The organism is Salipiger bermudensis HTCC2601, assembly GCF_000153725.1.
Lineage (GTDB): Bacteria > Pseudomonadota > Alphaproteobacteria > Rhodobacterales > Rhodobacteraceae > Salipiger > Salipiger bermudensis.
The window spans coordinates 4,038,949-4,061,905 of the sequence record NZ_DS022276.1 but is presented as its reverse complement, the minus strand read 5'-3'; the positions used below and the strand labels follow the sequence as shown (position 1 = coordinate 4,061,905).

Here is a 22,957-nt window from a genome sequence, read left to right as displayed (position 1 = left end):
ACTGCCTGCCAAGGAGACATGCCATGAGCATCTCGCAACAACTGCAAAAGCTGAAGGACGGCCTCGCGGCCTCCGACCGCATGCCGGTGGTCTTTCTCGGCCACGGCAGCCCGATGAACGCCATCGAGGACAACGCCTATTCCCGCAGCTGGGCCCAGCTCGGCCGCAACCTGCCGCGCCCGCAGGCCATCCTCGTGGTCTCGGCGCACTGGATGACCAAGGGCTCGACGCTGGTCAACGTCACCGCGCGCCCCGAGACGATCCACGATTTCTACGGCTTCCCGCAGGAGCTCTTTCGCGAGCAATACCCAGCCCCCGGCGCGCCGGAGCTGGCCGCCGAGGTGGTGTCGATCCTCGCCAGCCACCATGCCGAGGGCGACGACACCTGGGGGCTCGATCACGGCGCGTGGTCGGTGTTGAAATTCCTCTATCCCGAGGCTGACGTGCCGGTGTTCCAGCTCTCCATCGACATGAAGGCGGATCTCTCCGAGCACGTGGAGATCGGCCGGGCGCTGCGCGGGTTGCGCGACCGCGGCGTGCTGATCCTCGGCTCGGGCAACGTGGTGCACAACCTGCGTGCCCTGCGCTGGGGCGGCGGCGCCGCGCATGACTGGGCCGAGGAGTTCGACGGCTTCTTCGCCGAGCGTCTGGGGCAGGGCGACCTCGGCGCGCTCACCGACCGCGCCGGCATGGGCCAGCTCTTCCGCATGGCGCATCCCAGCGTCGATCACTACCTGCCCTCGCTCACCGTGGCCGGCGCCTCCGACGCGCGCGACACGCTGCTCTTCATGAATGACGCCATCGACCTCGGCTCGGTCTCGATGCGCAGCTTCATCTATTACTGACATCTCCGGAAAGGGGACCCGACATGCTTGTGAACGGCACATGGACCAAGGACTGGCAACCGGTGCAGAAGGCCGACGAGAAAGGCCGCTTCGTGCGGCAGGTCTCGTCCTTCCGCAACTGGATTACCCCGGACGGCAGCGCCGGGCCCACCGGCGAGGGCGGCTTTCCCGCCGAGGCCGGGCGCTACCGCCTCTACGTCGCCTATATCTGCCCCTGGGCCTCGCGCACCCTGATGGCGCGCAGCCTCAAGGGACTGGAAGAGATCATCCCGGTCACCGTGGTGAACCCGGTCATGACAGACCAGGGCTGGCGCTTCGGCGGCTATGACGGCGCCGACGAGGACCCGCTCTTCGCCTCCGGGTACATGCATGAGCTCTACACCCGCGCCGATCCCGAGTTTACCGGCCGCGCCACGGTGCCGGTGCTCTGGGACATGAAGCGCAATATCATGGTCAACAACGAGAGCGCCGACATCCTGCGCATGTTCGACACCGCCTTCGAGGGGCTTGTGCCCTCGGATCTGCGGCTCTACCCGGAGGACCTGGCCGAGCAGATCGACGCGCTCAACCCGCGGATCTACGACCTGCTCAACAACGGCGTCTACAAGGCCGGCTTCGCCTCGTCGCAGGCCGCCTATGACGAGGCGGTCGAGGGCGTCTTCGCGATGCTGGACGAGCTGGAGGCGCGGCTGGAGGGGCAGTCGTCCGGGAGCTACCTGTTCGGCGACCGTCTGACCGAGACCGACCTGCGGGCCTTCGTGACGCTGATCCGCTTCGATGCCGCCTATCACGGGCTCTTCAAGACCAACCGCCGGCAGATCGCCGACTATCCCCGGCTCTCGGCCTACATGGCGCGAATCCTCGACCTGCCAGGGGTGCGGGCAACGGTGAACATGGATCACATCACCCGCGGGTACTACGCGATCAAGGCGCTGAACCCGAGCGGGATCCGTCCCGAGGGACCGGCGCATGTGGCGGCGTTGCTGCGGGGGTAGGTGGTCTGGCCCGGGCGGCGCGTCTGGGGGGGCGCGTCTGGGCGGCCACGCCGCCCGTGGCTGGCGTCGGCCGGTGAGGGGCCAGCCCCTCACACTCCCCGGAGTATTTTCGACGAAGAGAAGAGGGGGCCGGGGCGGGGAGGCCGCGCCTCTCGTCGGGGAGGGCGCGGCGCGTGGTCAGGCCGGCATGGCGATCTTCTGGATCGTGGCGAAGCCCTCGAAGCGGGGAGCGCCGGAATGCAGCTTGCGACTGTCGCCGGCGCGGGCATGGGCGGCGCGGAAGCTGTCGCTGCGGGTCCAGGCGCGGAAATGCTCTTCGGTCTCCCAGACCGTGTGCGAGGCGTAGAGGATGGCGCCGTCCTCTTCCGGGCCCTTGAGCATGTGGAATTCCACGAATCCTGGATTCTCGTGCAGTTTGCTGTCGCGGCTCAGCCAAAGCTCTTCGAACTCGGCGGCGTTTTCGAGCGGCACGGTGAAGCGGTTCATGGCGAGATACATCTTGGGTCCTTTCGGGGTCATTCCGCCGCGAGACGCGCGGCGTGGGGAAGCAGGAACGGGGTGCCGGGGGGCGGCGCCGTGCCGACCTGAAGGCGGCAGCCATAGGCGCGGGAGAGGGTCTCGGAGGTCATCACCTCGGCCACGGTGCCGGCGGACAGCACGTGGCCCTCGGCCAGAAGCACGATGCGGTCGGCGAACATGGCGGTGAGGTTGAGATCATGCATCACCGCCACCACGCCGCCGCCGGCATCGGCGAAATCGCGGGCAATCTGCATGACCTCGAGCTGATGTGCAATGTCGAGCGCCGAGACCGGCTCGTCGAGGAGCAGCCAGCGCGGGCCGTCCGCGTCGGTGGGTGCGCCGACCTGCGCCAGCACGCGGGCAAGCTGGGCGCGTTGCTGCTCGCCGCCCGAGAGCGACTGGTAGGGCCGGCCGGCGTGATGGGCGAGATCGACCCGCGCCAGCGCCTGCATGGCGGCGCGGGTCTGCCCGGCGGCGCGGCCGCGCGAGAGGCCGATCTCGACCACCTCGAGCACCGTGAACGGGAAGGCCAGCGCCGAGGCCTGGGGCAGCACGCCGCGCATCGCCGCGAGCTCCCACGGGGCGAGGTGGGCGATGTCGCGGCCGTTGAGCGTGACGGTGCCGGTGCAGGGCAGGTCGCCGGTCATGGCGCGCAGCAGCGTGGTCTTGCCCGAGCCGTTGGGGCCGCAGATCGCGGTGAGCTGACCGGGCTTCGCGGCAAAATCGATGCCCTTCAGGATCTCGCTGCGTCCAAGGCGGACGGAAATGTCGCGTGCGTCGAGCATCAGAGGTCCACCACGCCACGCTGCCGCAGCAGGATCCACAGGAAGACCGGCGCGCCGAGCACCGCCGTCACGATGCCGATCGGAAGCTCGGCCGGGGCCACGACGCTGCGCGAGATCATGTCGGCGCCGACCAGCAGCGCCGCGCCCAGAAGTGCCGCGTTGGGCAGCAGCGCGCGGTGATCGGGGCCGGAGGCGAGGCGCAGCAGGTGCGGCACCACGATGCCGATGAAGCCGATGCCACCCGAGACCGCCACCGCGGCGCCGGTGGCGGCGGCGACGCAGAGGATGGCGAGGCGCTTCATGCGCTGCACCGGGATGCCGATATGGGCGGCGGTGGCCTCGCCGAGCGCCAGCGCGTTGAGCGAGCGGCCAAGCAGCATGGCGCCGCTCACCGCGATCAGCAGGATCGGCAGCGCCGCGGCAAGCTTTGTCCAGCTGGCGCCGGCCAGCGAGCCCAGGCCCCAGAAGGTCAGGTCGCGCAGCTGGGTGTCGTCGGCCATGTAGACCAGAACGCCCGAGACGGCGCCGGAAAGCGCGGCCAGCGCGATGCCGGCCAGCAGCATGGTGGCCACCGAGGTCTGTCCGCGGCGGGTGGCGACGCGGTAGAGCAGGAGCGTGCTGATCCAGCCACCGAGGAACGCGGCGAGCGGCACCAGATGCGCGCCCGCGAGGCCAAGAAGCGCCGGCGGCAGCAGGCCGCCCAGCACGATGGCGAGGATGGCGCCGAGCCCTGCGCCGGCGCTGACGCCGACGATGCCGGGATCGGCCAGCGGGTTGCGGAACAGCCCCTGCATCACCGCGCCCGAGACCGCCAGCGCCGCGCCCACCGCAAGCCCCATCACCAGCCGGGGCAGGCGGATGTCGAGCAGCACGACCCGTTCAATGCGCGAGAGCGCCTCGCCGCGGGCGAGGCTGCCCGCCACGTCGAGAAGCTGCACGCCGGTCGCGCCGACGGTGAGGCTGGCGAGCGAGATCGCGACCAGGGCCAGCGCCAGCCACAGGTGCAGCCGGCGGGCCCGGGCCAGCCGGTCGGGCGGCGCGGGGGCATCGAGCGCGGCGGGATCGGTGAGCGCGACCATGGGGTCAGTCTCCGTAGAGCGCGGTGGAAAGCTCGGTGACGGCCTCGCCGGTCCGGGGGCCGAAGCCCAGAAGTTTCAGACCGTCGATCTTGATCAGGGCGCGGGCCTCGGCGGCCGGGGTGACGGCCAGCGCGGGCAGGGCGAAAAGCTCGTCCGGGCTGGCGCCGTGATCGCCCATGCGGTCCATCATCAGGATCACGTCGGGCGCGGCGGCGGCTGCGGCCTCGTCCGAGAGCGGCTTGTAGCCCGTGACGCCCTCAAGCGCGTTGACCCCGCCGGCAAGCTCGATGATCGCGGCGGCGCCGTGGTCGTCGCCGCGCCCATCAGGCGCCCGCCCTGTGCCGACAGGATGAAGAGCACGCGCTTGGGTGCGTCGGCATGGGCCGCCGCACGGGCCGAGGCTGCCTCGATCTCGTCCGCAACCTCTGCGGCCAGCGTCTCGGCCGCCTCGGAGGCGTCGAGCGCGTCGCCCACGGCGCGAATCTTGGCGGCGACGCCCTCGGCGGTGAACGCGCCGGGCACGGTGACGAAGGGGATCGCGGCCTCTTCGAGAACGGCAAGAGTTTCCGGCGGGCCGGCGCCTTCCTCCGACACGATCAGGTCGGGGCCGACCGAGAGCACGCCCTCGGGCGAGAGCGCGCGCATGTAGCCGACATCGGGCAGGGCGGTGGCCTCGGGCGGGTAGGTCGAGGTGGTGTCGCGCGCCACCAGCCGATGTTCCTGGCCGAGCGCGTAGACGATCTCGGTTACCGAGCCACCGATGGCCAGCGTGTCGGCCTCGCCGCGGGCGGCCTCGGCGGGGCTCAGCGCGGCACCAAGCGCGCCGAGGGCGAGATAGACCGCGGAGCTGACGGCGATGGCGGAGAAGGAGCGGCGTCTCATGCGGGCACCTGTTCGCTATCGGGCAGGGCCTCGACGATTTCGCGCCATGCCGGGCGGTGGTCGTTGCCCTCCTTGCCGATGCCGTAACACTGGAAGATCAGCCCGCCCTCGGCGTCGAACCCCTCGACCGAGATCGCCGGGCCGCGCTGGGTCGGTTTTTCGACCGCCCAAAGCTCGGCCACCTTGTCGCGGCGCAGGTGGAGGTTGAAGCCCGGGTCCATGATGTTCTGCCAAGGCCCCATGGGCTTGAGGCTGTGGATCGGGCCGGAATGGATCTGGATGCAGCCGCGATTGCCGACGAAGAGCATGATGCCGGTCTCGCGGTCGCGCGCCACCTCGAGCATTGTGTCGACCGCCATCGGGTTGAGGGCGCGCACGAAGGGCGCGCCGGCGATGCGATAGGCGCCGAGCCGGTTCATCTTGAGCTTGGAGCACAGGCGCAGGAACTGGTGGGTGTCGGTGAGCCGCGCCCATTCCTTGCGCAGGATCTCGAGCTTCGACGGGTCGGACTTTGCCGCCTCTACCGGCTCGCGGGGGCGAACCTCGAGCCGGTCGGAGCTGTCGCCCGTGGCCAGCGTCTCCTTCAGCGCGGTCCATCCTGCGAGGTTTGAGCCCTCGCGCAGGTGGATCTTGTGCACCGCGTCACCGGCGGCGTCAAAGACCTGCAGGCTGCGGCGCGGCCCGTGATCACTCTCCTGCTCGACGAGGAACCCGTGCACCCAGTGCTTGGGGAAGATGCGCAGGTCGATGGCTTCGTTGAGCACCATCGAGGCATGCGGGCCGGAGTGGTAATTTGCGTAGTGGCCGACCTTCTCGTGCACGGCGGCCTCGACGCGGGTCAGCGCCATGACCTCGCCCAGCGTTTCGGCGGCGGGCATCAGCAGGTCGGGATCGGCGCTGATCCGGGTCACGCCCCGGCCGGTCTGCGCGGCCAGAAGCTGCGCCTCGGAGATGTTGAGTTGATTGGCAAGGTCGCGGCTGCGCAGCTTGGGAGAGTCTGCCAGCGCGGCGCGAATGGCGGATGGGGTGGGGGTCTCGATCGGGTCGCTCATGGGGCCAGTCCGGTCCTTCGGCAGATGTCTGGAAAGTGACGGCTGGCACGAACAGGCTGGCGGGTCGTTCTTGACTGTTTTACTTGGATAAATGGTGTGCTGCAAGCACCAACCGGAAAGACGCCTCGAAACGCGGCTGTTCCAGTGTCATGCCGGCCCATGACAGCAGCGACCGATCAGAGATGGGGCTGGCCAGAGGGGATATCCTGATGACGCGTAGCTCCCGGATGTGGGCGACGACAGCGTGCAAACCTGCGCGCCACCCGGGGCGCGCTGGTCGGCGCCTTGTATTGCACCAAGCGCGGTTTCGGTCTGGAGAACGCCTTCGACCTCGACTACAGCTCGCATCTGGCATCCCGTAAGGCGCCCGGTCGCACCGTCATGGTGAGCCTGTCCAAGCTCTTCTGATCCCGCTGCTGTTTCCCTCGCGGCGCTCGGAGAGAGACGCCCCCCGGAGCGATCCGGGGGGCGTTTCTGTTTCTGCGGGGCTTGCGCGGGCGAAGGCCTCAGCGCGCCTTGATCTGGATCGAGTAACTGCGCTGGGCCCCTGCCGGCGGGGCCGGGAAAGGCGCGGCGCGCTGCACCACCTGAAGCGCCGCGCGGTCGAGCGCCGCCGAGCCGGAACTGCGCGCCAGAGAGACACCGGAAAGCCCGCCGCTGCCGGCGATGCTGAAGGCCACCACGGCAGCGCCGCGCGCGTTCATGCGCGGGCGCGGCACGCGGCTAAGCTTGCGCATGACCTGGCCGGGATAGTTGCTTGCCGCGGCATTGCCGGCCTCTCGCGAGGAGCCGCCACTGCCACTGCGGGTGGCCGTCGCGGTCTCACTGCCCTGCGCCTGACCGGCGCGGGCGTTGCGGTCGGAATTGCCCTGCGGCGCGCGCTGCGTCTGCCGGGTTTCTCTCGGCTCCTGACGGGGTTCGCGGCGTGGCGCGGGCTCCGGCTCGGGCTCAGGGCGGCGCAGCGTGTCGGGCCGCTCCATCGGGCGCAGCGACCTGGCCAGCGCGGTCTCGGGAACGTCCTCGGCCTTTTCTTCCGGTTCCTCTTCGGGCTCCTCTTCCGGGGCCAGCGCCTCGGTCGTCTCCTCGGGCTGCGTGGGCTCCGGCGCCTCCGGCGTCACCGCTTCGGCAGTCTCGGGGTCCGCGTCCTCGGTCGCGTCGGGCTGAGGCTGGATGGCCTCCGGCTCGAGCTCTTCGGGCTGCTCTGCCTCGTCCGGTTCCGGCGGCGCGAGCGCGGCCACCACGTCGGGCGAGGGGGCGGCGGTCAGCGGTGCCACGGGCTCAGGTGCGACCGGTTCGGTGGGAACGGCCTCGGCGGTCTCGGTCACGGGCTCCGGCGGAGCAGGCTGGGCCTGTTCCGGCGCGACCGGTTCGGCATCGGGCACTGGGGCGGTTTCGGAGGGTGTCTCTTCGGGGAGCGCAGCCTCCTCGACCGGTTCCGCCTCGACGATGTCCTCCGACGGCGTTGCGCTCAGCGTGCCGGCGGCCATGTCCTGAAAGCTCGAGCCGACACGCGCCTCGGCGGCGCCACCGCTGCCTTCTATGAGGGTTGGGGGCGTGTCCGGCATCAGGGCCAGCGCCAGCGCGCCATGGGCGCTGCCGGCAAGCAGGATCGCGACGAGTTTCGCGGTGCGCGAATGGGCAATCATTCCAGCCCCCTTTCGCTGACGATCAGCACGCGCTGGGCGCCCCCGGCGCGCAGGTCGCGCGCCAGCGCCACCAGTTCGGCGGCGGGCAGTTCGCGGTCGGGCACGAGACGAATGGTCTCGAGCGCGGGCTCGTCCAGCGTGGCGAGAAAGCTCTCGGCGTCCGCCACATCGCTGCCGCCCTGGCTCAGCCGGCCATCGGGATGCACCACCAACGCATCGGGCGGCGGGGCGCTGCCTTCGAGGTCGGCGGTGCTGACCAGCTTGAGCGCCGGGTCGAGCGGCTGCGCCAGCGTGCCGGCGACAAGGAAGAAGATCAGCATCAGGAAGACGATGTTGATCAGCGCGATGGTCGGTTCGCGCTCGGATTTGGGACGTCGGGCGCGCATCACGAGGCTCCCAGAATGGTCGGTGAAATGCCGGTCACGCCACGCAGCACCACCAGTAGATCGGTCAGACGCTGGGCGCTGACATCGGGGCGCATCGCGACCAGCAGCTGGCGGGGGGCATCGCCCTCGCCACGCGCCTCGGCCAGCGCCTCGGCCAGCCCGTCGAGCGGCAGCTCGACATTGTTGAGCTGCGCGGTCTCTGCGCCGAGCCGCAGGAACAGCGGGGCTTCCGTCGGGGCCTGCGGGGGCGTGCCCGAGCCGGCGGCGGTGAGCTCGACCTCGGAGAAACGGGTGAAGGTCGAGGTCAGCATGAAGAACAGCAACAGCAGGAAGATGACGTCGATCAGAGACGTCATCGAAAGCCTGCGCCTGCGCCGGGCCTTACGCATGGGCCAGCGACCCCTCCGAGGCAGGGACGGCGCGCTCGCTGAGGTTCGAGGGCGACTGGATGCTGCGCAGCGCCTTCTCGGCGAGCACGCGCTCGGCCTCCATGCGGGTCTCGAACCAGCTCAGGACCACGGACGTCGGCATCGCGACGGCAAGGCCCACCGCGGTGGTCATCAGCGCCACCCAGATGCCGCCGGCGAGGATCGAGGGGTCGACCTGCGAGCCCGCATCCTGCAGCGCCTGGAACGCCGAGATCATCCCCAGAACGGTGCCGAAAAGCCCCATCAGAGGCGACAGCTGCGCCACGGAATCGAGGAAGCGGAAGCCGCGCTCGAGCTTGGCGAAGCGGGTCTCGGCCTCGGCGTCCAGGCGCGCGGTGTCGCAACGCCGGGTCATCGCCAGTTCGACCACCGGTTTGAGATAGCTCTTGGAGCGGGCCAGCTCGCTGCGGGCGCGTGCCTCGTCGCCGGCATCCCACGCATCCACCGCGTGGCGCAGCGCCTTGTGGCGTCCGACGCCGGCGGCGCGGAACTGCCAGAGCTTGTAGAGCACCACCGCGAGCGTGACGACCGAGACCGCCACGAGGATCAGGACAACGGGCCCGCCAAGCTCGTAAAGCTCGAGCAGCAGGCCGCGCAGGTCGGTAGACACTTGATCGATCATCCCATCATCTCCACGTCGGTGCGGCTGTTGAGGGTAAGTCCCTGAAGGCAGGCTGCGGCGCCAAGTTCCCCGGCCTCGCAGGTGCTGGCCCCGTTGATCAGGATCTGCCCCAGCGCCTCGCATTGCAGGCCCGGCACCACGAATTGGCGCAGCCGCGGCTTGCCCGCGGGCAGGGTGCCGAAATCGAACAGGGTCAGGCGCTCGACCTGGCCGTTGCCGTCGAAGAGCACGGTCTCGTAGACCGCCTTGGCAATGTCGCCGTCAAGGCCGTTGCGGGCGAGGAAGCTCAGCTTGCAGCCAGCCTCGACCTGCTCCTGGGCGTTGAGCTCGACCGAGATCCCGGCCTCCTGCGCCTTGAGCGGGGTGGCAAGAGCCAGCGCCGCGACAAGCGGCATGGCAGAGGCGAAGCGGGAAAGGGCTGAAGGCACCGGCGACTCCATCAGAAACACGATATGCAGGATCCGGCTGGCAGTGCCGAACCGGGCACGAGCTTGCCGCCATTTGCGGCCGAGAGTCACCACAAAGCAAGATGGAAGACAATACCTTATAAACTTAATCAACTATTCGTTCGCGGCGACCGCGATGCGTGTCCGCCGGACAAGGCCCGGCGGGCAAAGGGGTTTTCCTGTCAGAGCGGGGCCTGGAGGGGGGCGGGGCCGCCCGGGAAACGGTGGACGGCCCCAGATGTCGCGTCACGGCCAGACCGGTGCGCCCTCCAGCCCGGCCGTTTCGGGCAGCCCGCAGATCAGGTTGGCGTTCTGCACCGCATGTCCCGCCGCCCCCTTGCCGAGATTGTCGACCACGCCCATCGCGATCACGAGGTCGCGCTCGGGGTCGGCGGCATAGCTGACAAAGGCGAGGTTCGAGCCGCTCGCCCACTTGGTCTGCGGCGGCCGCTCGGTCACACGCACGAAAGGACGCTCGGCATAATAGGCGCGCGCGGCCTCGAGGCACTGGCCGGTGCTGGCCGTGCCGCGGCCATAGATGGTGACCAGAAGGCCCCGGGTCATCGGCACGAGATGCGGCGTGAACACTAGGCCCTCGGCAGCCCCGCCGGCCAGATGTGCGATGGTGGTGGCCATCTCGGGCATGTGCACATGCTGGAGCAGTCCGTAGGGCTGCAGGTTCTCGTTGCTCTCGGCATAGCCGAACCGGCTGTCGCCGCCACGCCCGGCGCCGGAGATGCCGGTCTTGGCGTCGATCACGATGTTGCCCGGCTCGATCAGCCCGCCCACCAGCAGCGGGGCCAGCGCCGTCAGTGTCGCGACCGGAAAGCAGCCGGGGTTGGCGATGCGGGTCTGGCCGCGGATCCGCTCGGGCCAGACATCCGCCAGCCCGTAGGTCCAGCCATCGACGTAGCGGTGATCGCCCCCGATATCGACGATCTTCACGCCCTCGGGCACCCGCGCCAGCGCTTCGGCCGATGCGCCCGTTGGCAGCGAGGCAAAGAGCAGGTCGAGATCGGGCAGGGCCTCTGGATCCCACCGCGCGATCTCCAGCCCGGCGAGTTTCGACGGCACGCCGGGGAAGCGGTCGACGAGACGGCTGCCGGCGCTGCTTTCGCCGGCGGCGTAGACCAGCTCGAAGGAAGGGTGGCTCGCGATCAGGCGCAGCGCTTCGCCGCCGCCAAACCCGCTGATGCCGACAATGCCGACGCGAATGCTCATGGTGATGTCCTTTCGGTTTCGGAAAAACAAAAGCCCCCGGAGCCGGGGGCTGCGGGGGATCAGGAACGCGGGTCTGCGGTGCCTTGCTCGGAAGAGCCTGCGGCGCGCGGGCTATTTCTCGTGAGGGCAGGGATCGACGCGCAGCTTGACGGACCGCAGCATGTGGGTGCTGCGTCGGCGTCGGTCAAACTGGGCGGTGGTCCTGAACATCGCCAAAAGACATGTCGGCAGGCGGAGCCCGGGTCAAGCGCTTCCCTGAGCGCGGCGTGCGTTTTCGCGCCGTAAATGACGGGCAGGGGCCCAAGTGTCCCCCGAAACGACGAAGGGCCGCCCGAAGGCAGCCCTTTGCGTCACGTTCCCCCCACCGAAGTTCAGTCGGGAGGAAAGTTGGAGCGGGCGAGGCGATTCGAACGCCCGACCCTTACCTTGGCAAGGTAATGCTCTACCCCTGAGCTACGCCCGCTCGGCGCGGCGGATCTCTCCGCCTTGGGTCGGTCTGGAGCGGGCGAGGCGATTCGAACGCCCGACCCTTACCTTGGCAAGGTAATGCTCTACCCCTGAGCTACGCCCGCATATCAGACCGTTTGCCGGGTGAACCCGGCCGGGTAAACCACCATCTGGAGCGGGCGAGGCGATTCGAACGCCCGACCCTTACCTTGGCAAGGTAATGCTCTACCCCTGAGCTACGCCCGCCCCCTTGGTGGTGGAGGCGATTTAGAGTCTCCCGCGCCGGTCTGCAAGAGAAAAACTCATCTTTCTCACCGAAACCTGCGACGGGGCGTCCCGCGCCCCGCGTTTCAGGAACAGTCGTGCCGCAGGGGCGGCGCGGCGCCGTTTCGCGACCCGCAGCATCACAGAGCCTTTTGCCATGTCACAGCTTCTCAACCGCACCGCCACCCCGCTTGTTACCGGCCTGTTCCTCGTCTCTCTGGTCTCGGGCGTCGCCCTGTTCTTCCACTGGGCGCCCGCCACCTTCCACGCCATGCACGAATGGCTCAGCATCGTGCTGATCCTGCCTTTCGCGCTGCATATCTGGAAGAACTGGCGCCCGATGAGCGCCTACCTGCGCAGGCCGGTCTTCGCCGTGGCGATGGTGGCGTCGCTGGCCGCGGCGCTGGCCTTCGTGGTTCCCTCTGCCTCCAACTCGGCCAGTGGCGGCCGTCCGCCGCAATTCGCCGTCGCCCAGCAGGTGTTGAACGGTTCGGTCGACGCCGTGGCCTCGGTGATGGGGGAAACCCCTGAGGCGCTCGGCGCGGCGCTGAGCGCGGCCGGCTTCACCGTTGCCGACTCCTCGCAGAGCCTGTCGGAGATCGCTGTCGCGTCCGGCCAGCCGCCCGAGGCGATTCTGGCGCTGCTCGCTGCGCAAGGCAGCTGAGCGGCTGTCTCAGTCCTTCGGGGCAGGGCGCTCCACCGGTCCGCCCTGGGCCACCCAGTCGGTGAAACCGTCGCGCAGGTGGGCGGCATCGAAGCCCATGTCCTGCAGCATCGCCACCGCCAGGGCCGAACGCCAGCCGCTGGCGCAGTGAAACAGGTAGCGCTTGCCCGTCTGAGCGAACACCTCCCGGTGATAGGGGCTTTCGGGATCGACCCAGAATTCCAGCATCCCGCGCGGTGCGTGTACCGATCCCGGAATGAACCCGCTGCGCTGTCGCTCGCGCACGTCGCGGATGTCGACGATCAGAAGGTCCTCGTCACCAAGCTGCGCGATCGCCGCAGCGGTCTCGACCTCCGGAATGCGCGCCCGCGCCTCCGCCACCAGCGCCGCCGCGCTCACCCTCAAGGCCATATCCTCTCCTCCCAAGCGCTCCCCCGCAGCTTCTTTGGTTCAAAAATACCTCGGGGGTGAATTGGCGCACAGCGCCAAGAGGGGGCTGGCCCCCTCTCTCTTTCTTACAGGCGCACCTCTGGTGCGACAGGGTGGCAGCGCCCCCTCTCGCCCGCGCCACAGGAATGACGCCGGGCAAGGGGGCCGAGGCCCCCACCCGGCCCCGATCACTCCAGCTCGATCAGCAGGTCCTTGGCGTCGATCTGGCCGCCGGGTTGCACGTGCACCGCCTTCACGGTGGCATCGCGCTCGGCGTGCAGGCCGGTCTCCATCTTCATCGCCTCGATGGTCAGCAGCAGATCGCCCTCCTTGACCTGGGCGCCCGCTTGCACCGAGACCGAGGCCACCACGCCGGGCATCGGCGCGCCGATGTGGTTGGGGTTGCCGACCTCCGCCTTGGGGCGCGCGGCCGAGCTTGCCTTGGCCTTGCGGTCGGGCACCCGCACCGTGCGCGGCTGGCCGTTGAGTTCGAAGAACACCCGCACCTCGCCATCGTCCTGGGTCTCGCCCACGGTGATCAGTCGGATCTCCAGCGTCTTGCCGGGGTCGATCTCGGCGGTGATCTGCTCCTCCGGCTCCATGCCGTAGAAATAGGTCATGGTCGGCAGCACCCGGACGGGGCCGTATTCCTCGTGGCGCGCCACGTAGTCGGTGAAGACCTTGGGATACATCAGGTAGCCGTTGAAATCCTCGTCGTCGAACTCGACATCGGGGAACTTGTCCTGAAGCTCTTTGCGCAGGGCGTCGAAATCCGCAGGCGCAAGGTGCTTGCCGGGGCGCTCGGTGTTCGGCTTCTCGCTCTTCAGCACCTTCTTGACGATGCCCTCGGGGAAGCCGCCCGGCGGCTGGCCGAGATTGCCGCGCATCATGTCGATCACCGAATCCGGGAAGCTCACGTCGCTTTTCGGATCCTCGACCTGCGCCCGGGTCAGCCCCTGGCTGACCATCATCAGCGCCATGTCGCCCACGACCTTGGACGACGGCGTCACCTTGACGATATCGCCGAACATCATGTTCACGTCGGCATAGGTCTTGGCGACCTCGTGCCAGCGATCCTCGAGCCCGAGCGAGCGCGCCTGCGCCTTGAGGTTGGTGAACTGGCCGCCCGGCATCTCGTGCAGGTAGACCTCGGAGGCCGGGGCCTGCAGGCCGCTCTCGAAGGCGGTGTACTGGCCGCGCACCGCTTCCCAGTAGTTCGAGATCTCGCGGATCGCGTCGATCTCGAGCCCGGTGTCGCGCTCGGTGTGGCGCAGCGCCTCGACCACCGACCCAAGCGTCGGCTGCGAGGTGTTGCCCGAGAGCGCGTCCATCGCCGCGTCGACCGCGTCGACGCCGGCCCGGGCCGCCTCGAGGATGGTGGCGATGCCGGCACCCGAGGTGTCATGGGTGTGGAAGTGGATCGGCAGGCCGACCTCTTCCTTCAGCGCCTTGACCAGCGGGCCTGCGGCGGAGGGCTTGAGCAGCCCGGCCATGTCCTTCAGCCCCAGCACGTGCGCGCCGGCGTCCCGGAGGGACTTGCCCATCTCGACATAGTACTTGAGGTCGTACTTGGCGCGGTCGGGATCGAGGATGTCGCCGGTGTAGCAGATCGTGCCTTCGCAGACCTTGCCGCTGTCGATCACCGCATCCATCGCGACGCGCATGTTCTCGACCCAGTTCAGGCTGTCGAACACCCGGAACACGTCGACGCCGCTCTCGGCGGCCTGCGCCACGAAGCTCTGCACCACGTTGTCGGGATAGTTGGTGTAGCCCACGCCGTTGGAGGCCCGCAGCAGCATCTGCGTCATGATGTTGGGCATCTTGGCGCGGATGTCGCGCAGGCGCTGCCACGGGCATTCCTGCAGGAAGCGGTAGGCCACGTCGAAGGTCGCGCCGCCCCAGCACTCGACCGAGAACAGCCCCGACATGTTGGCCGCATAGGCCGGCGCCACCTTGATCATGTCGAGCGAGCGCATCCGGGTCGCCAGCAGCGACTGGTGGCCGTCGCGCATGGTGGTGTCGGTGATCAGCAGCTGCTTCTGCGCTGCCATCCAGTCGGCCACCGCCTGCGCGCCCTTTTCCTCGAGCAAAGTGCGGGTGCCCGGCGGCGTCACCTCGACGCGGCGCTCCGGCGGGCGGGCGGGCTTGAGCTCGGCGGCGGGGCGGGGGCGGCCCTGCACCTCGGGATGCCCGTTGACCGTGATGTCGGCGATGTAAGTCAGCACCTTGGTGCCGCGGTCGCGGCGCTTCTTGAAATCAAAGAGCTCGGGCGTCGTGTCGATGAACTTCGTCGTGTACTGGTTGTTCAGGAAGACCGGGTGCTTGAGAAGGTTGATGACGAAGTCGATATTCGTGCTCACCCCGCGGATGCGGAACTCGCGCAGGGCGCGGTCCATCCGGCTGATCGCCTTTTCCGGCGTCGGCGCCTTGGCGGTGACCTTCACCAGCAGCGAATCGTAGAAGCGGGTGATCACGCCGCCCGCATACGCGGTGCCGCCGTCCAGACGGATGCCCATGCCAGTGGCCGAGCGGTAGGCGGTGATGCGGCCGTAATCGGGGATGAAGTTGTTGGTCGGATCCTCGGTGGTGATCCGGGTCTGCAACGCGTGGCCGGTGAGGCGCACGTCGTATTGCGAGGCCTTGCCGGTGGCCTCGGCGAGGCTCTTGCCCTCGGCGATCATGATCTGCGCCTGCACGATGTCGATCCCGGTGACCTCCTCGGTCACGGTGTGCTCGACCTGCACCCGCGGGTTGACCTCGATGAAGTAGAAATTGCCGGTTTCCATGTCCATCAGGAACTCGACCGTGCCGGCGCATTCATAGTTCACGTGGGCGCAGATCTTGCGGCCAAGCTCGCACAGCTCCTCGCGCTGCGCCTCCGAGAGATAGGGGGCGGGCGCGCGCTCGACGACCTTCTGGTTGCGGCGCTGCACCGAGCAGTCACGCTCGTAGAGGTGATAGATGTTGCCCTGCTTGTCGCCGAGGATCTGCACCTCGACGTGGCGCGCGCGGGTGATCATCTTCTCGAGATAGCCCTCGCCATTGCCGAAGGCAGCCTCGGCTTCGCGACGGCCCTCGAGCACCTTTTCCTTCAGTTCCTTGCCGCTTTCGATCGGGCGCATGCCGCGCCCGCCGCCACCCCAGCTCGCCTTCAGCATCAGCGGATAGCCGATTTCCTCGGCCTCCTTGGCGATGGCCTTGAAATCGTCGCCCAGCACCTCGGTGGCGGGGATCACCGGCACGCCGGCCTCGATCGCCACCTTGCGGGCGCTGGCCTTGTCACCGAGCGCGCGCATGGTCTCGGCCCGGGGACCGATGAAGGTGATGCCGGCGGCGACGCAGGCATCGACGAATTCCGGATTCTCCGACAGCAGGCCGTAGCCCGGGTGGATCGCGTCGGCGCCGCATTCCTTGGCGACGCGGATGATCTCGGGGATGCTCAGGTAAGCCGCGACCGGGCCCAGCCCCTCGCCGATGCGATAGGCCTCGTCGGCCTTGAAGCGGTGAAGTCCAAGCTTGTCCTCTTCGGCATAGACGGCGACCGTTTTCTTTCCCATCTCGTTGGCCGCCCGCATGATGCGGATGGCGATCTCGCCGCGGTTCGCGATCAGGATCTTTTGGAATTCGGACATGCTTTGACTTCCTCCTTTGGGTCTATTTTGAGACCATCGGCGAGATAGAACGCGATGCCGCGATGCAGCGCAAGGTGGCTTTGCAAATTTGACATGTATCTTACGTGCCTTTGCAAAGATCGTTCGGCTGAGACCGAATAGCGGCGATTTCCGGCAGGACCGGCGCTGAGATGTCGAAAAATCTTGCGCCGATCGGCTGGCTGCCGGGTTGGGCCGGGATGGCGCCGCATGGATCTGAAGCCCTGCCGTCGCAGGGCAGCGCGGAATGTCGCCCCTTGCAAAAGATTGCTGAGAACATTGCGCGAACGCCGTCTTTCCATCCGGTGGCGCAACCGCTAGATTGGCGGCATGAGCAGTTTCGATGACATGGACGCCTTCGAAGGCGCTTCGCTGTCCGCGCGCGCCATGGCCGCGCGCCCGGCGCCCTATCTCGACGATCTGAACCCGGCGCAGCGCGAGGCGGTCGAACGGCTCGACGGGCCGGTGCTGATGCTGGCCGGTGCCGGCACCGGCAAGACCAAGGCGCTGACCTCGCGCATCGTGCACCTGCTGGTCAGCGGCAAGGCGCGCCCGAACGAGATCCTGTCGGTGACCTTCACCAACAAGGCCGCGCGCGAGATGAAGACCCGGGTGGGCCGGCTGCTCGGCCAGCAGATCGAGGGGATGCCGTGGCTTGGCACCTTCCACGCCATCTGCGTCAAGCTGCTGCGCCGCCATGCCGAGCTTGCGGGGCTGAAGTCGAACTTCACCATCCTCGACACCGACGACCAGATCCGACTGCTCAAGCAGTTGCTCGCGGCCAATAATATCGACGAAAAGCGCTGGCCGGCACGGCAGCTCTCGGGGCTGATCGACCACTGGAAGAACCGCGCCTGGACCCCCTCGAAGGTGCCAGCGTCGGAGGCGTCGGCCTTCAACCACCGCGGCACCGAACTCTATGAGCAGTACCAGACTCGCCTGCGCGAGCTGAATGCTTGCGATTTTGGCGACCTGCTGCTGCATGTGGTGACGATCTTCCAGGCCCATCCCGACATTCTCGAGCAATACCAGCGCTGGTTCCGCTACATCCTCGTGGACGAGTATCAGGACACCAACGTGGCGCAGTATCTCTGGCTGCGGTTGCTGGCGGGCGGGCACAAGAACATCTGCTGCGTCGGCGATGACGACCAGTCGATCTATGGCTGGCGCGGCGCCGAAGTGGGCAACATCCTGCGGTTCGAAAAGGATTTTCCCGGCGCCCACGTCGTGCGACTCGAGCAGAACTACCGATCGACCGAGCATATCCTCGCTGCCGCAGGCGGGGTGATCCGGGGCAACGAGGGCCGGCTCGGCAAGGAGCTCTGGACCGCCGCGGAGGGCGGAGAGAAAGTCCGCCTGATCGGCCACTGGGACGGCGAGGAAGAGGCCCGCTGGATCGGCGAGGAGATCGAGTCGCTCCAGAAGGGCACCCGCGGGCTTGATCCCAAATCGCTCGACGACATGGCGATTCTGGTGCGGGCCTCGCACCAGATGCGCGCCTTCGAGGATCGCTTCCTGACCATCGGCCTGCCTTACCGGGTCATCGGTGGCCCGCGCTTCTACGAGCGCATGGAGATCCGCGATGCCATGGCCTATTTCCGCCTCGTGGTCTCGCCCGATGACGACCTCGCCTTCGAGCGCATCGTCAACACCCCCAAGCGCGGCCTCGGCGACAAGGCGCAGCAGCTGATCCAGCACACCGCGCGCCAGTTCGGCGTGTCGTTGCTCGACGGGGCGCGCATCGCGGTCGACGAGGGCCGGATCAAGGGCAAGGGCGGCGGCCACCTGCGCCAGCTCTGCGAGAACCTTGCCCGCTGGCGCGAGGCGATGCTCGGCCCGGTGCTGCGTGGCGGAGAGGTGCCCGATGACGGCATCGAGGACGCGGTGATCGACAACGAGGAACCGCTCACCGTGGGCGAGACACGGCGCGGCACACCGCGCATGACCCACATGGAACTCGCCGAGATGATCCTCGACGAGAGCGGCTACACCGCGATGTGGCAGAACGACAAGACGCCCGAGGCACCGGGCCGGCTCGAGAACCTCAAGGAGCTGGTCAAGGCGCTCGAGCAGTTCGAGAACCTGCAGGGCTTCCTTGAACACGTGGCGCTGATCATGGACAACGAGACCGAGGAGAGCGGCGCCAAGGTCTCGATCATGACGCTGCACGCGGCCAAGGGGCTCGAATTCCCGGTGGTCTTCCTGCCGGGCTGGGAGGACGGGCTGTTCCCGTCGCAGCGCTCGATGGACGAGAGCGGCCAGAAGGGCCTCGAGGAAGAGCGCCGGCTGGCCTATGTGGGCATCACCCGGGCCGAGCAGCTTTGCACCATTTCCTTTGCCGGCAACCGCCGGGTCTTTGGCCAGTGGCAGAGCGCGCTGCCGTCGCGCTTTATCGACGAGCTGCCCGAGCAGCATGTCGAGGTGCTGACCCCGCCGGGGCTCTATGGCGGCGGCTTCGGCGCCGCGGCGCCTTATGGTGCCGGATCAGGGCTCGAGACCCGCGCCGCCGAGGCCAATGTCTACAATTCGCCGGGCTGGAAGCGGCTGCAGGAGCGCTCGGGCCAGCGCCCGATGAGCCAGCCGCGCGAGAGCCGCAACACGGTGATCGACCTTCAGGCGGTCTCGGCTTTCGAGACCGGGCAGCGCGTGTTCCACCAGAAATTCGGCTACGGCGCGGTGATCGGCATCGAGGGCGACAAGCTCGAGATCGATTTCGAGAAGGCCGGGGTCAAGAAGGTGGTGGCGCGCTTCGTGCACGCCGAGAACGACGTGCCGTTCTAGCGGAGCGGCCTCAAGGGACGCGGTCCAACGTGTTGGGTTGAAACGTGGCTTCCCAGCCGGGAGGCGTTAGCCGCGCGGCATGCGCAGCACGATGTTGCGCCCGCTCTTGGTCAGTCGCAGCTCATCTTCGCCGATCGCCGCGACCCGGCCGCCATCGAGCCGGTCGCCGACCTTGACGTTCTGCAGCCGCCCGTTCGACAGCCGCACCAGCGCGCGTCGGTTCGAGGCGCTGCCGAAGACGCCGATCAGGTTCATGTCACGCAGGTTGATCTGGTTCGCCGTGGTGGCTTCGCGCGCCACGTTGGCGTTCTGCGGCACCCGGGGGCCTGGCTGCACGCGCACCGGCGCGGCGCTGGCGGTTTGGGACGGCTGCGGAGCGCGGCGGGCCGCCTGTTGCACGAGGCTCGACATGTTGCCGGGCCGGATCTGCGGTTCGAGCGAGCTCGCCACCGCCTGTGCGGTGCCGGTTGGCACCTCTGGCTCCTCGAGCGCCTCTTCCACCGCGGTCGCGATGTCTTCGGACACCTCTTCGGACACCGGAGCGACCGGGACGACCGCCTCGGCCTGCGCCGTCACGCTGGCCGGCCGGAGCACCGGGCGCTTGTCGGCCAGTTCAGAGCGGGAGATGCCGCCGAGGGTCGCACGCTCGGCCTGCTCGATCAGATCTTCCGGACGGTCCAGCGGGCGCACGGCGCGCAACGCATCCTCCGTGGCGCCGTCCCGCGCCTCGGTCTCGCCGGTCTCGGGCGCAGCCTCTGCGGGGGCCCGACGCGGCGGGCGTTGCGGCGGCGGGCCGGTGAAGACGCGGTGCCCGTCGGGCGAGATCGCGCCCTCGGGCGTGGCCCGGACCAGCCCGCTTGGATCGAGGTCGAAGCGGGTGTCGGGGCCGGGCGGCAGGCGCACGGGCTCGAGCGCGATATCGTCGTTGAGACCCGGCGCCGCGGGCAGGGCGATGGCGTCGAACTGCCCGACGGTCGGATCGACGGACGAGATGTAGACCGCATCGACATCGTCGCCGCCGGGCTGGCGCGGCGCGGTCGGGGCGCGTTGCCAGATACCGGTCGCAGCATAGCTCGCCGCCGCCTCTTCGGGCGACACCGCCTCGGGGACGGGCGCGGATTGGGCAGGCGGGGCTGCCGCCTCGAGCTCGGGCCCGGCCTCGACCTCCGCCTGTGGCTCTGGCGCCGGATCGGCGCTCAGGGCGGCGGTTTCCAGCTGCGTCTCTGGCGCAACGGGCGCCTCTGGCTCTGCCTCCGCCAGCCCTTCCGCTTCGGCGGGAGGCGCAGTGTCGGGGACCGCCTCGGCGGGGGCGCTCTCGGCGATGGCGGTATTGTCATCGGTGCTCTGGAACAGCCCCGAGATGCCGTCCTCCAAGAACACCGAGGCCCAGGCGGCGACGCCGGCGAGAAACAGCAGCAGCGCCGCGGTCAGCATCAGGCCGAGGAAGCGTGGCTTGCCACCGACCTCTTGGCCGCGGGCGCCGAACACCGTCATTCTGCGGCGCTCTTCCTCAGGGTCGACGGCGGCGGCCGCGCTGACCTGCGCCGTGGCGGGGCCGGGATCCTCACCGCGGTTGCGCCGCATGGCGGCAACCTGAAGCGGATCGCGCGCGGGTTTGGCGGGTTTGCTTGGCTCCCCGGTTGCGGCGGGCGCTTCCGCTTTCAGCTTTTGTTTCGAGCCCTTGTCGGGCGTCTTTCGTGCCGTCTCCGGCTTGGCGGCAGTGCTGCGCGGCGTGGTCGCGCCGGCCGGGGCCTCTGCCCTGAGCGCTGGTGCGCTGCCCGGCGCGGGCGCCTCGGGCGCCGCGCTCAGGGCGAGTGCGGTGGCGGGTTTGGGCGGCACGCGGCTCGCCCTGATGCTCGAGAAGCTCGGGGCGGCGGGCTGTTCGGTGGTGGCGGACGGGGTCGGCAACACGGTGCGAGATGCCGGCAGCGGCGGCACGTCCGCATCGCTGCGTGCCTCGCCGCCCGGGCCGAAAGTGCCGCTGCCAAAGCTCGGCTGGGTCTCGGGCGCGGCCGGTTCCGGCGCCCTCTCGGGCGCTACGGGGCCGGCGTCGGGGAGGTCCGCAACAGGTGTCTCGGGCGCGATCGCGCGATCCGGCGCGGAGAGGTCCGGCCCGTCGGTGGCGTCGGGCGTGTCCTGTTCAGCCGCGGACGCCTCGGTGGCGGCCGTCTCTGGCATGGTCTCTGGGGCCTCTGGCACGGTCTCCGACGCGCGTTTGGCCGCTGCGGCCCAGGGTGCATCGGGCGTGGCATCTACGATCTCGATCGGTGTCCTGAGGCGCTCGGGCGTGGCGCCACTCCAGCCCGGTGCGGTGCCGAACCAGACCGTGCCCTCGAACGCGCCGTCTGGCGGCACCGTGGTGAAGGCCATCGCCGTGAAGCCGTGTGCCTGCACGAAGCTCTCGGCCTCGTCGAGCGTTTCCAGAGCCACCGCGGCCGCGCAGAGCCTGTCGCCCTTCAGCGTCCAGTCATGGCGCAATTCATCGACCGCATAAGGCGTCGCGCCATCGAGCGCCGCCCGCACGGCGGCCTCGCGGGCGGCGTCGTCCGGTCCCGGATCGGCGATGTCGAGAAAGCGGACCTGTTCGCTCGGCAGCACCAGAAGCACCTGCGCGCCATCGGCGGACAGGGCCGTGGCGCGGTCGCGCAGCGCCGCCAGCGACTGGTCCAGCTCGGCGTCGTCAAAGGCCACACGGTCGATCTGCATCCAGCCGGTGACCGCCCGCCGAAGCAGAGCGATGCCGTCAAAGGACAGGGAAAGCGCGAAATTCGGTACCATGTCCGGTCTCTACCACTGCTCGGCTGTTTGTGGGAGTCTCCAGCCCTCGCATTGCAGACTACAGCAGCCTTCCGCCGAGCGGAAGAAAGCTTGCGGCGCAGAGCCTTGCGACATGGGGCTCGAGGCCCGATGTTGACGATATCTTTACCAGTCCCGAGGAGGATCTCATGCGTCGTCTTGCCCTGATCACCGCCTGCACGCTCATTTTGTCGGCAGGCGCCGGCTTTGCGCAGGACAGCGCGCCGAAGCTCACCGTCACGGGCGAGGGAGAGGCCGTCGCCGTGCCAGACATGGCGACGGTAAGCCTCGGCGTGAGCGCGCAGAACCCCGACCCCGGCGCCGCGATGAACGAGGCGTCCGAGGTCGCCGGGGCGATTCTCGCCCGGCTCGATGCCATGGGGATTGCCGCGCGCGACCGGCAGACCTCGGATGTCGGGCTGCAGCCGATCTGGAACAGCCATGATTCCGACCGCCCGCGCGAGATCACCGGCTACGAGGCGTCGAACCGGCTGACGGTGCGGGTGCGCGACCTCGATCAGCTTGGCGCGGTGCTGGGCGCGGTGACCGAGGATGGCGCCAACCGCCTCTCGGGGCTGAGCTTTGGCCTGCAGGATCCCGACCCGGTGAGCGAGGCCGCCCGGCGCGACGCCGTGGCAGATGCGATGGAGCGGGCGAAGGTGCTGGCCGAGGCAGCCGGGGTCACGCTCGGTCCGGTGCTGTCGATCTCCGAGTCCGGCGGCGGCTACGCGCCGTCTCCGATGCCGATGATGGAGGCCCGGGTGGCTGCGGCGCCGATCGCCGCGGGCGAATCCACGATCAATGCCCGGGTGACCATGGTGTTCGAACTCGCCGAGTAGGTCCGACGTGAAAAGGGGGGGAATCGAGGAAGCGGAAGCCGCGCTCGAGCTTGGCGAAGCGGGTCTCGGCCTCGGCGTCCAGGCGCGCGGTGTCGCAACGCCGGGTCATCGCCAGTTCGACCACCGGTTTGAGATAGCTCTTGGAGCGGGCCAGCTCGCTGCGGGCGCGTGCCTCGTCGCC

At 68.9% G+C, this 22,957-nt stretch carries 19 protein-coding genes, 3 tRNA genes and 2 pseudogenes; 6 read left to right on the top strand and 18 right to left on the bottom strand.

The features are described from left to right. Positions 1-23 precede the first annotated feature (23 nt). Positions 24-845: a 4,5-DOPA-extradiol-dioxygenase gene (gene ygiD, locus R2601_RS19150; RefSeq protein WP_007801328.1), complete on the top strand. Its 822-nt coding sequence runs from the start codon at positions 24-26 to the stop codon at positions 843-845. A 23-nt stretch (positions 846-868) separates the two neighbouring features. Then, complete coding sequence (locus tag R2601_RS19145) at positions 869-1,840, top strand: glutathione S-transferase family protein (RefSeq protein WP_007801327.1); 972 nt, start codon at positions 869-871, stop codon at positions 1,838-1,840. 177 nt (positions 1,841-2,017) lie between these two features. Here the strand turns inward: R2601_RS19145 and hmuQ are convergent, their stop codons facing one another. From hmuQ to R2601_RS19120, 5 genes and pseudogenes are all read right to left on the bottom strand, one after another. Further along, positions 2,018-2,338, bottom strand: coding sequence for a heme-degrading protein HmuQ (gene hmuQ, locus R2601_RS19140; RefSeq protein ID WP_007801326.1), 321 nt, complete (start codon positions 2,336-2,338; stop codon positions 2,018-2,020). Between the two features lie 17 nt (positions 2,339-2,355). Then, positions 2,356-3,144, bottom strand: a complete 789-nt coding sequence (locus R2601_RS19135) for a heme ABC transporter ATP-binding protein (RefSeq protein ID WP_007801325.1) — start codon at positions 3,142-3,144, stop codon at positions 2,356-2,358. After that, the gene (locus R2601_RS19130) at positions 3,144-4,223 is read right to left on the bottom strand and encodes a FecCD family ABC transporter permease (protein WP_007801324.1); all 1,080 of its coding nucleotides are present in this window, start codon (positions 4,221-4,223) and stop codon (positions 3,144-3,146) included. The genes R2601_RS19135 and R2601_RS19130 overlap by 1 nt, the downstream gene beginning before the upstream one ends. 4 nt (positions 4,224-4,227) lie before the next feature. Beyond that, positions 4,228-5,105, bottom strand: a pseudogene (locus tag R2601_RS19125) (heme/hemin ABC transporter substrate-binding protein). Continuing rightward, positions 5,102-6,157, bottom strand: a complete 1,056-nt coding sequence (locus R2601_RS19120) for a hemin-degrading factor (RefSeq protein ID WP_007801319.1) — start codon at positions 6,155-6,157, stop codon at positions 5,102-5,104. The pseudogene R2601_RS19125 and the gene R2601_RS19120 overlap by 4 nt, the downstream one beginning before the upstream one ends. A gap of 285 nt (positions 6,158-6,442) precedes the next feature. On the opposite strand from R2601_RS19120, the gene R2601_RS27595 reads away from it, so the two are divergent. Further along, positions 6,443-6,565 carry a hypothetical protein gene (locus tag R2601_RS27595; protein WP_007801318.1) on the top strand — a complete coding sequence of 41 codons (123 nt, stop codon included), beginning with the start codon at positions 6,443-6,445 and terminating at the stop codon, positions 6,563-6,565. Between the two features lie 98 nt (positions 6,566-6,663). Here the strand turns inward: R2601_RS27595 and R2601_RS19115 are convergent, their stop codons facing one another. From R2601_RS19115 to R2601_RS19075, 9 genes are all read right to left on the bottom strand, one after another. Further along, complete coding sequence (locus tag R2601_RS19115; protein ID WP_007801317.1) at positions 6,664-7,803, bottom strand: energy transducer TonB; 1,140 nt, start codon at positions 7,801-7,803, stop codon at positions 6,664-6,666. Continuing rightward, positions 7,800-8,189, bottom strand: a complete 390-nt coding sequence (locus R2601_RS19110) for an ExbD/TolR family protein (protein WP_007801316.1) — start codon at positions 8,187-8,189, stop codon at positions 7,800-7,802. Before R2601_RS19110 ends, R2601_RS19115 begins: the two co-directional genes overlap by 4 nt. Continuing rightward, positions 8,189-8,578, bottom strand: coding sequence for an ExbD/TolR family protein (locus tag R2601_RS19105; RefSeq protein ID WP_083793953.1), 390 nt, complete (start codon positions 8,576-8,578; stop codon positions 8,189-8,191). Before R2601_RS19105 ends, R2601_RS19110 begins: the two co-directional genes overlap by 1 nt. Beyond that, on the bottom strand, positions 8,571-9,239 hold the full coding sequence (locus tag R2601_RS19100; protein WP_007801314.1) for a MotA/TolQ/ExbB proton channel family protein: 669 nt from the start codon (positions 9,237-9,239) through the stop codon (positions 8,571-8,573). The genes R2601_RS19105 and R2601_RS19100 overlap by 8 nt, the downstream gene beginning before the upstream one ends. Then, entirely contained in the window at positions 9,236-9,634 is a 399-nt protein-coding gene (locus tag R2601_RS19095; protein WP_007801313.1) for a hypothetical protein, read from the bottom strand. The genes R2601_RS19100 and R2601_RS19095 overlap by 4 nt, the downstream gene beginning before the upstream one ends. A 297-nt stretch (positions 9,635-9,931) precedes the next feature. Further along, positions 9,932-10,906: an N-acetyl-gamma-glutamyl-phosphate reductase gene (argC, locus tag R2601_RS19090; RefSeq protein ID WP_007801312.1), complete on the bottom strand. Its 975-nt coding sequence runs from the start codon at positions 10,904-10,906 to the stop codon at positions 9,932-9,934. Positions 10,907-11,294: 388 nt separating this feature from the next. Beyond that, positions 11,295-11,369 (bottom strand) — tRNA-Gly (locus R2601_RS19085). 34 nt (positions 11,370-11,403) lie between these two features. Further along, a tRNA-Gly gene (locus R2601_RS19080) sits at positions 11,404-11,478 on the bottom strand. A gap of 46 nt (positions 11,479-11,524) precedes the next feature. Then, positions 11,525-11,599, bottom strand: a tRNA-Gly gene (locus R2601_RS19075). A gap of 175 nt (positions 11,600-11,774) precedes the next feature. On the opposite strand from R2601_RS19075, the gene R2601_RS19070 reads away from it, so the two are divergent. Continuing rightward, positions 11,775-12,281 carry a DUF4405 domain-containing protein gene (locus R2601_RS19070; protein WP_007801311.1) on the top strand — a complete coding sequence of 169 codons (507 nt, stop codon included), beginning with the start codon at positions 11,775-11,777 and terminating at the stop codon, positions 12,279-12,281. Between the two features lie 9 nt (positions 12,282-12,290). Here R2601_RS19070 and R2601_RS19065 read toward each other — a convergent pair whose 3' ends face one another. Together R2601_RS19065 and pyc are read right to left on the bottom strand one after the other, a co-directional pair. Next, entirely contained in the window at positions 12,291-12,692 is a 402-nt protein-coding gene (locus tag R2601_RS19065; protein ID WP_007801310.1) for a rhodanese-like domain-containing protein, read from the bottom strand. 206 nt (positions 12,693-12,898) lie between these two features. Continuing rightward, positions 12,899-16,342 (bottom strand): pyruvate carboxylase, encoded by a 3,444-nt coding sequence (pyc, locus tag R2601_RS19060; RefSeq protein WP_007801307.1) that lies wholly within the window; start codon positions 16,340-16,342, stop codon positions 12,899-12,901. Between the two features lie 348 nt (positions 16,343-16,690). Between pyc and R2601_RS19055 the strand changes: the two genes are divergently transcribed. Then, on the top strand, positions 16,691-19,141 hold the full coding sequence (locus R2601_RS19055; RefSeq protein WP_007801306.1) for an ATP-dependent helicase: 2,451 nt from the start codon (positions 16,691-16,693) through the stop codon (positions 19,139-19,141). Positions 19,142-19,207: 66 nt separating this feature from the next. On the opposite strand, the gene R2601_RS19050 is transcribed toward R2601_RS19055, so the two are convergent. Continuing rightward, positions 19,208-21,919, bottom strand: coding sequence for a hypothetical protein (locus R2601_RS19050; protein ID WP_007801305.1), 2,712 nt, complete (start codon positions 21,917-21,919; stop codon positions 19,208-19,210). Between the two features lie 167 nt (positions 21,920-22,086). On the opposite strand from R2601_RS19050, the gene R2601_RS19045 reads away from it, so the two are divergent. Beyond that, positions 22,087-22,776: an SIMPL domain-containing protein gene (locus R2601_RS19045; RefSeq protein ID WP_007801304.1), complete on the top strand. Its 690-nt coding sequence runs from the start codon at positions 22,087-22,089 to the stop codon at positions 22,774-22,776. On the opposite strand, the pseudogene R2601_RS27180 reads toward R2601_RS19045, so the two are convergent. Beyond that, positions 22,736-22,957 (bottom strand): annotated as a pseudogene (locus tag R2601_RS27180) (hypothetical protein); the annotation flags it as partial. The gene R2601_RS19045 and the pseudogene R2601_RS27180 sit on opposite strands and share 41 nt — an antisense overlap.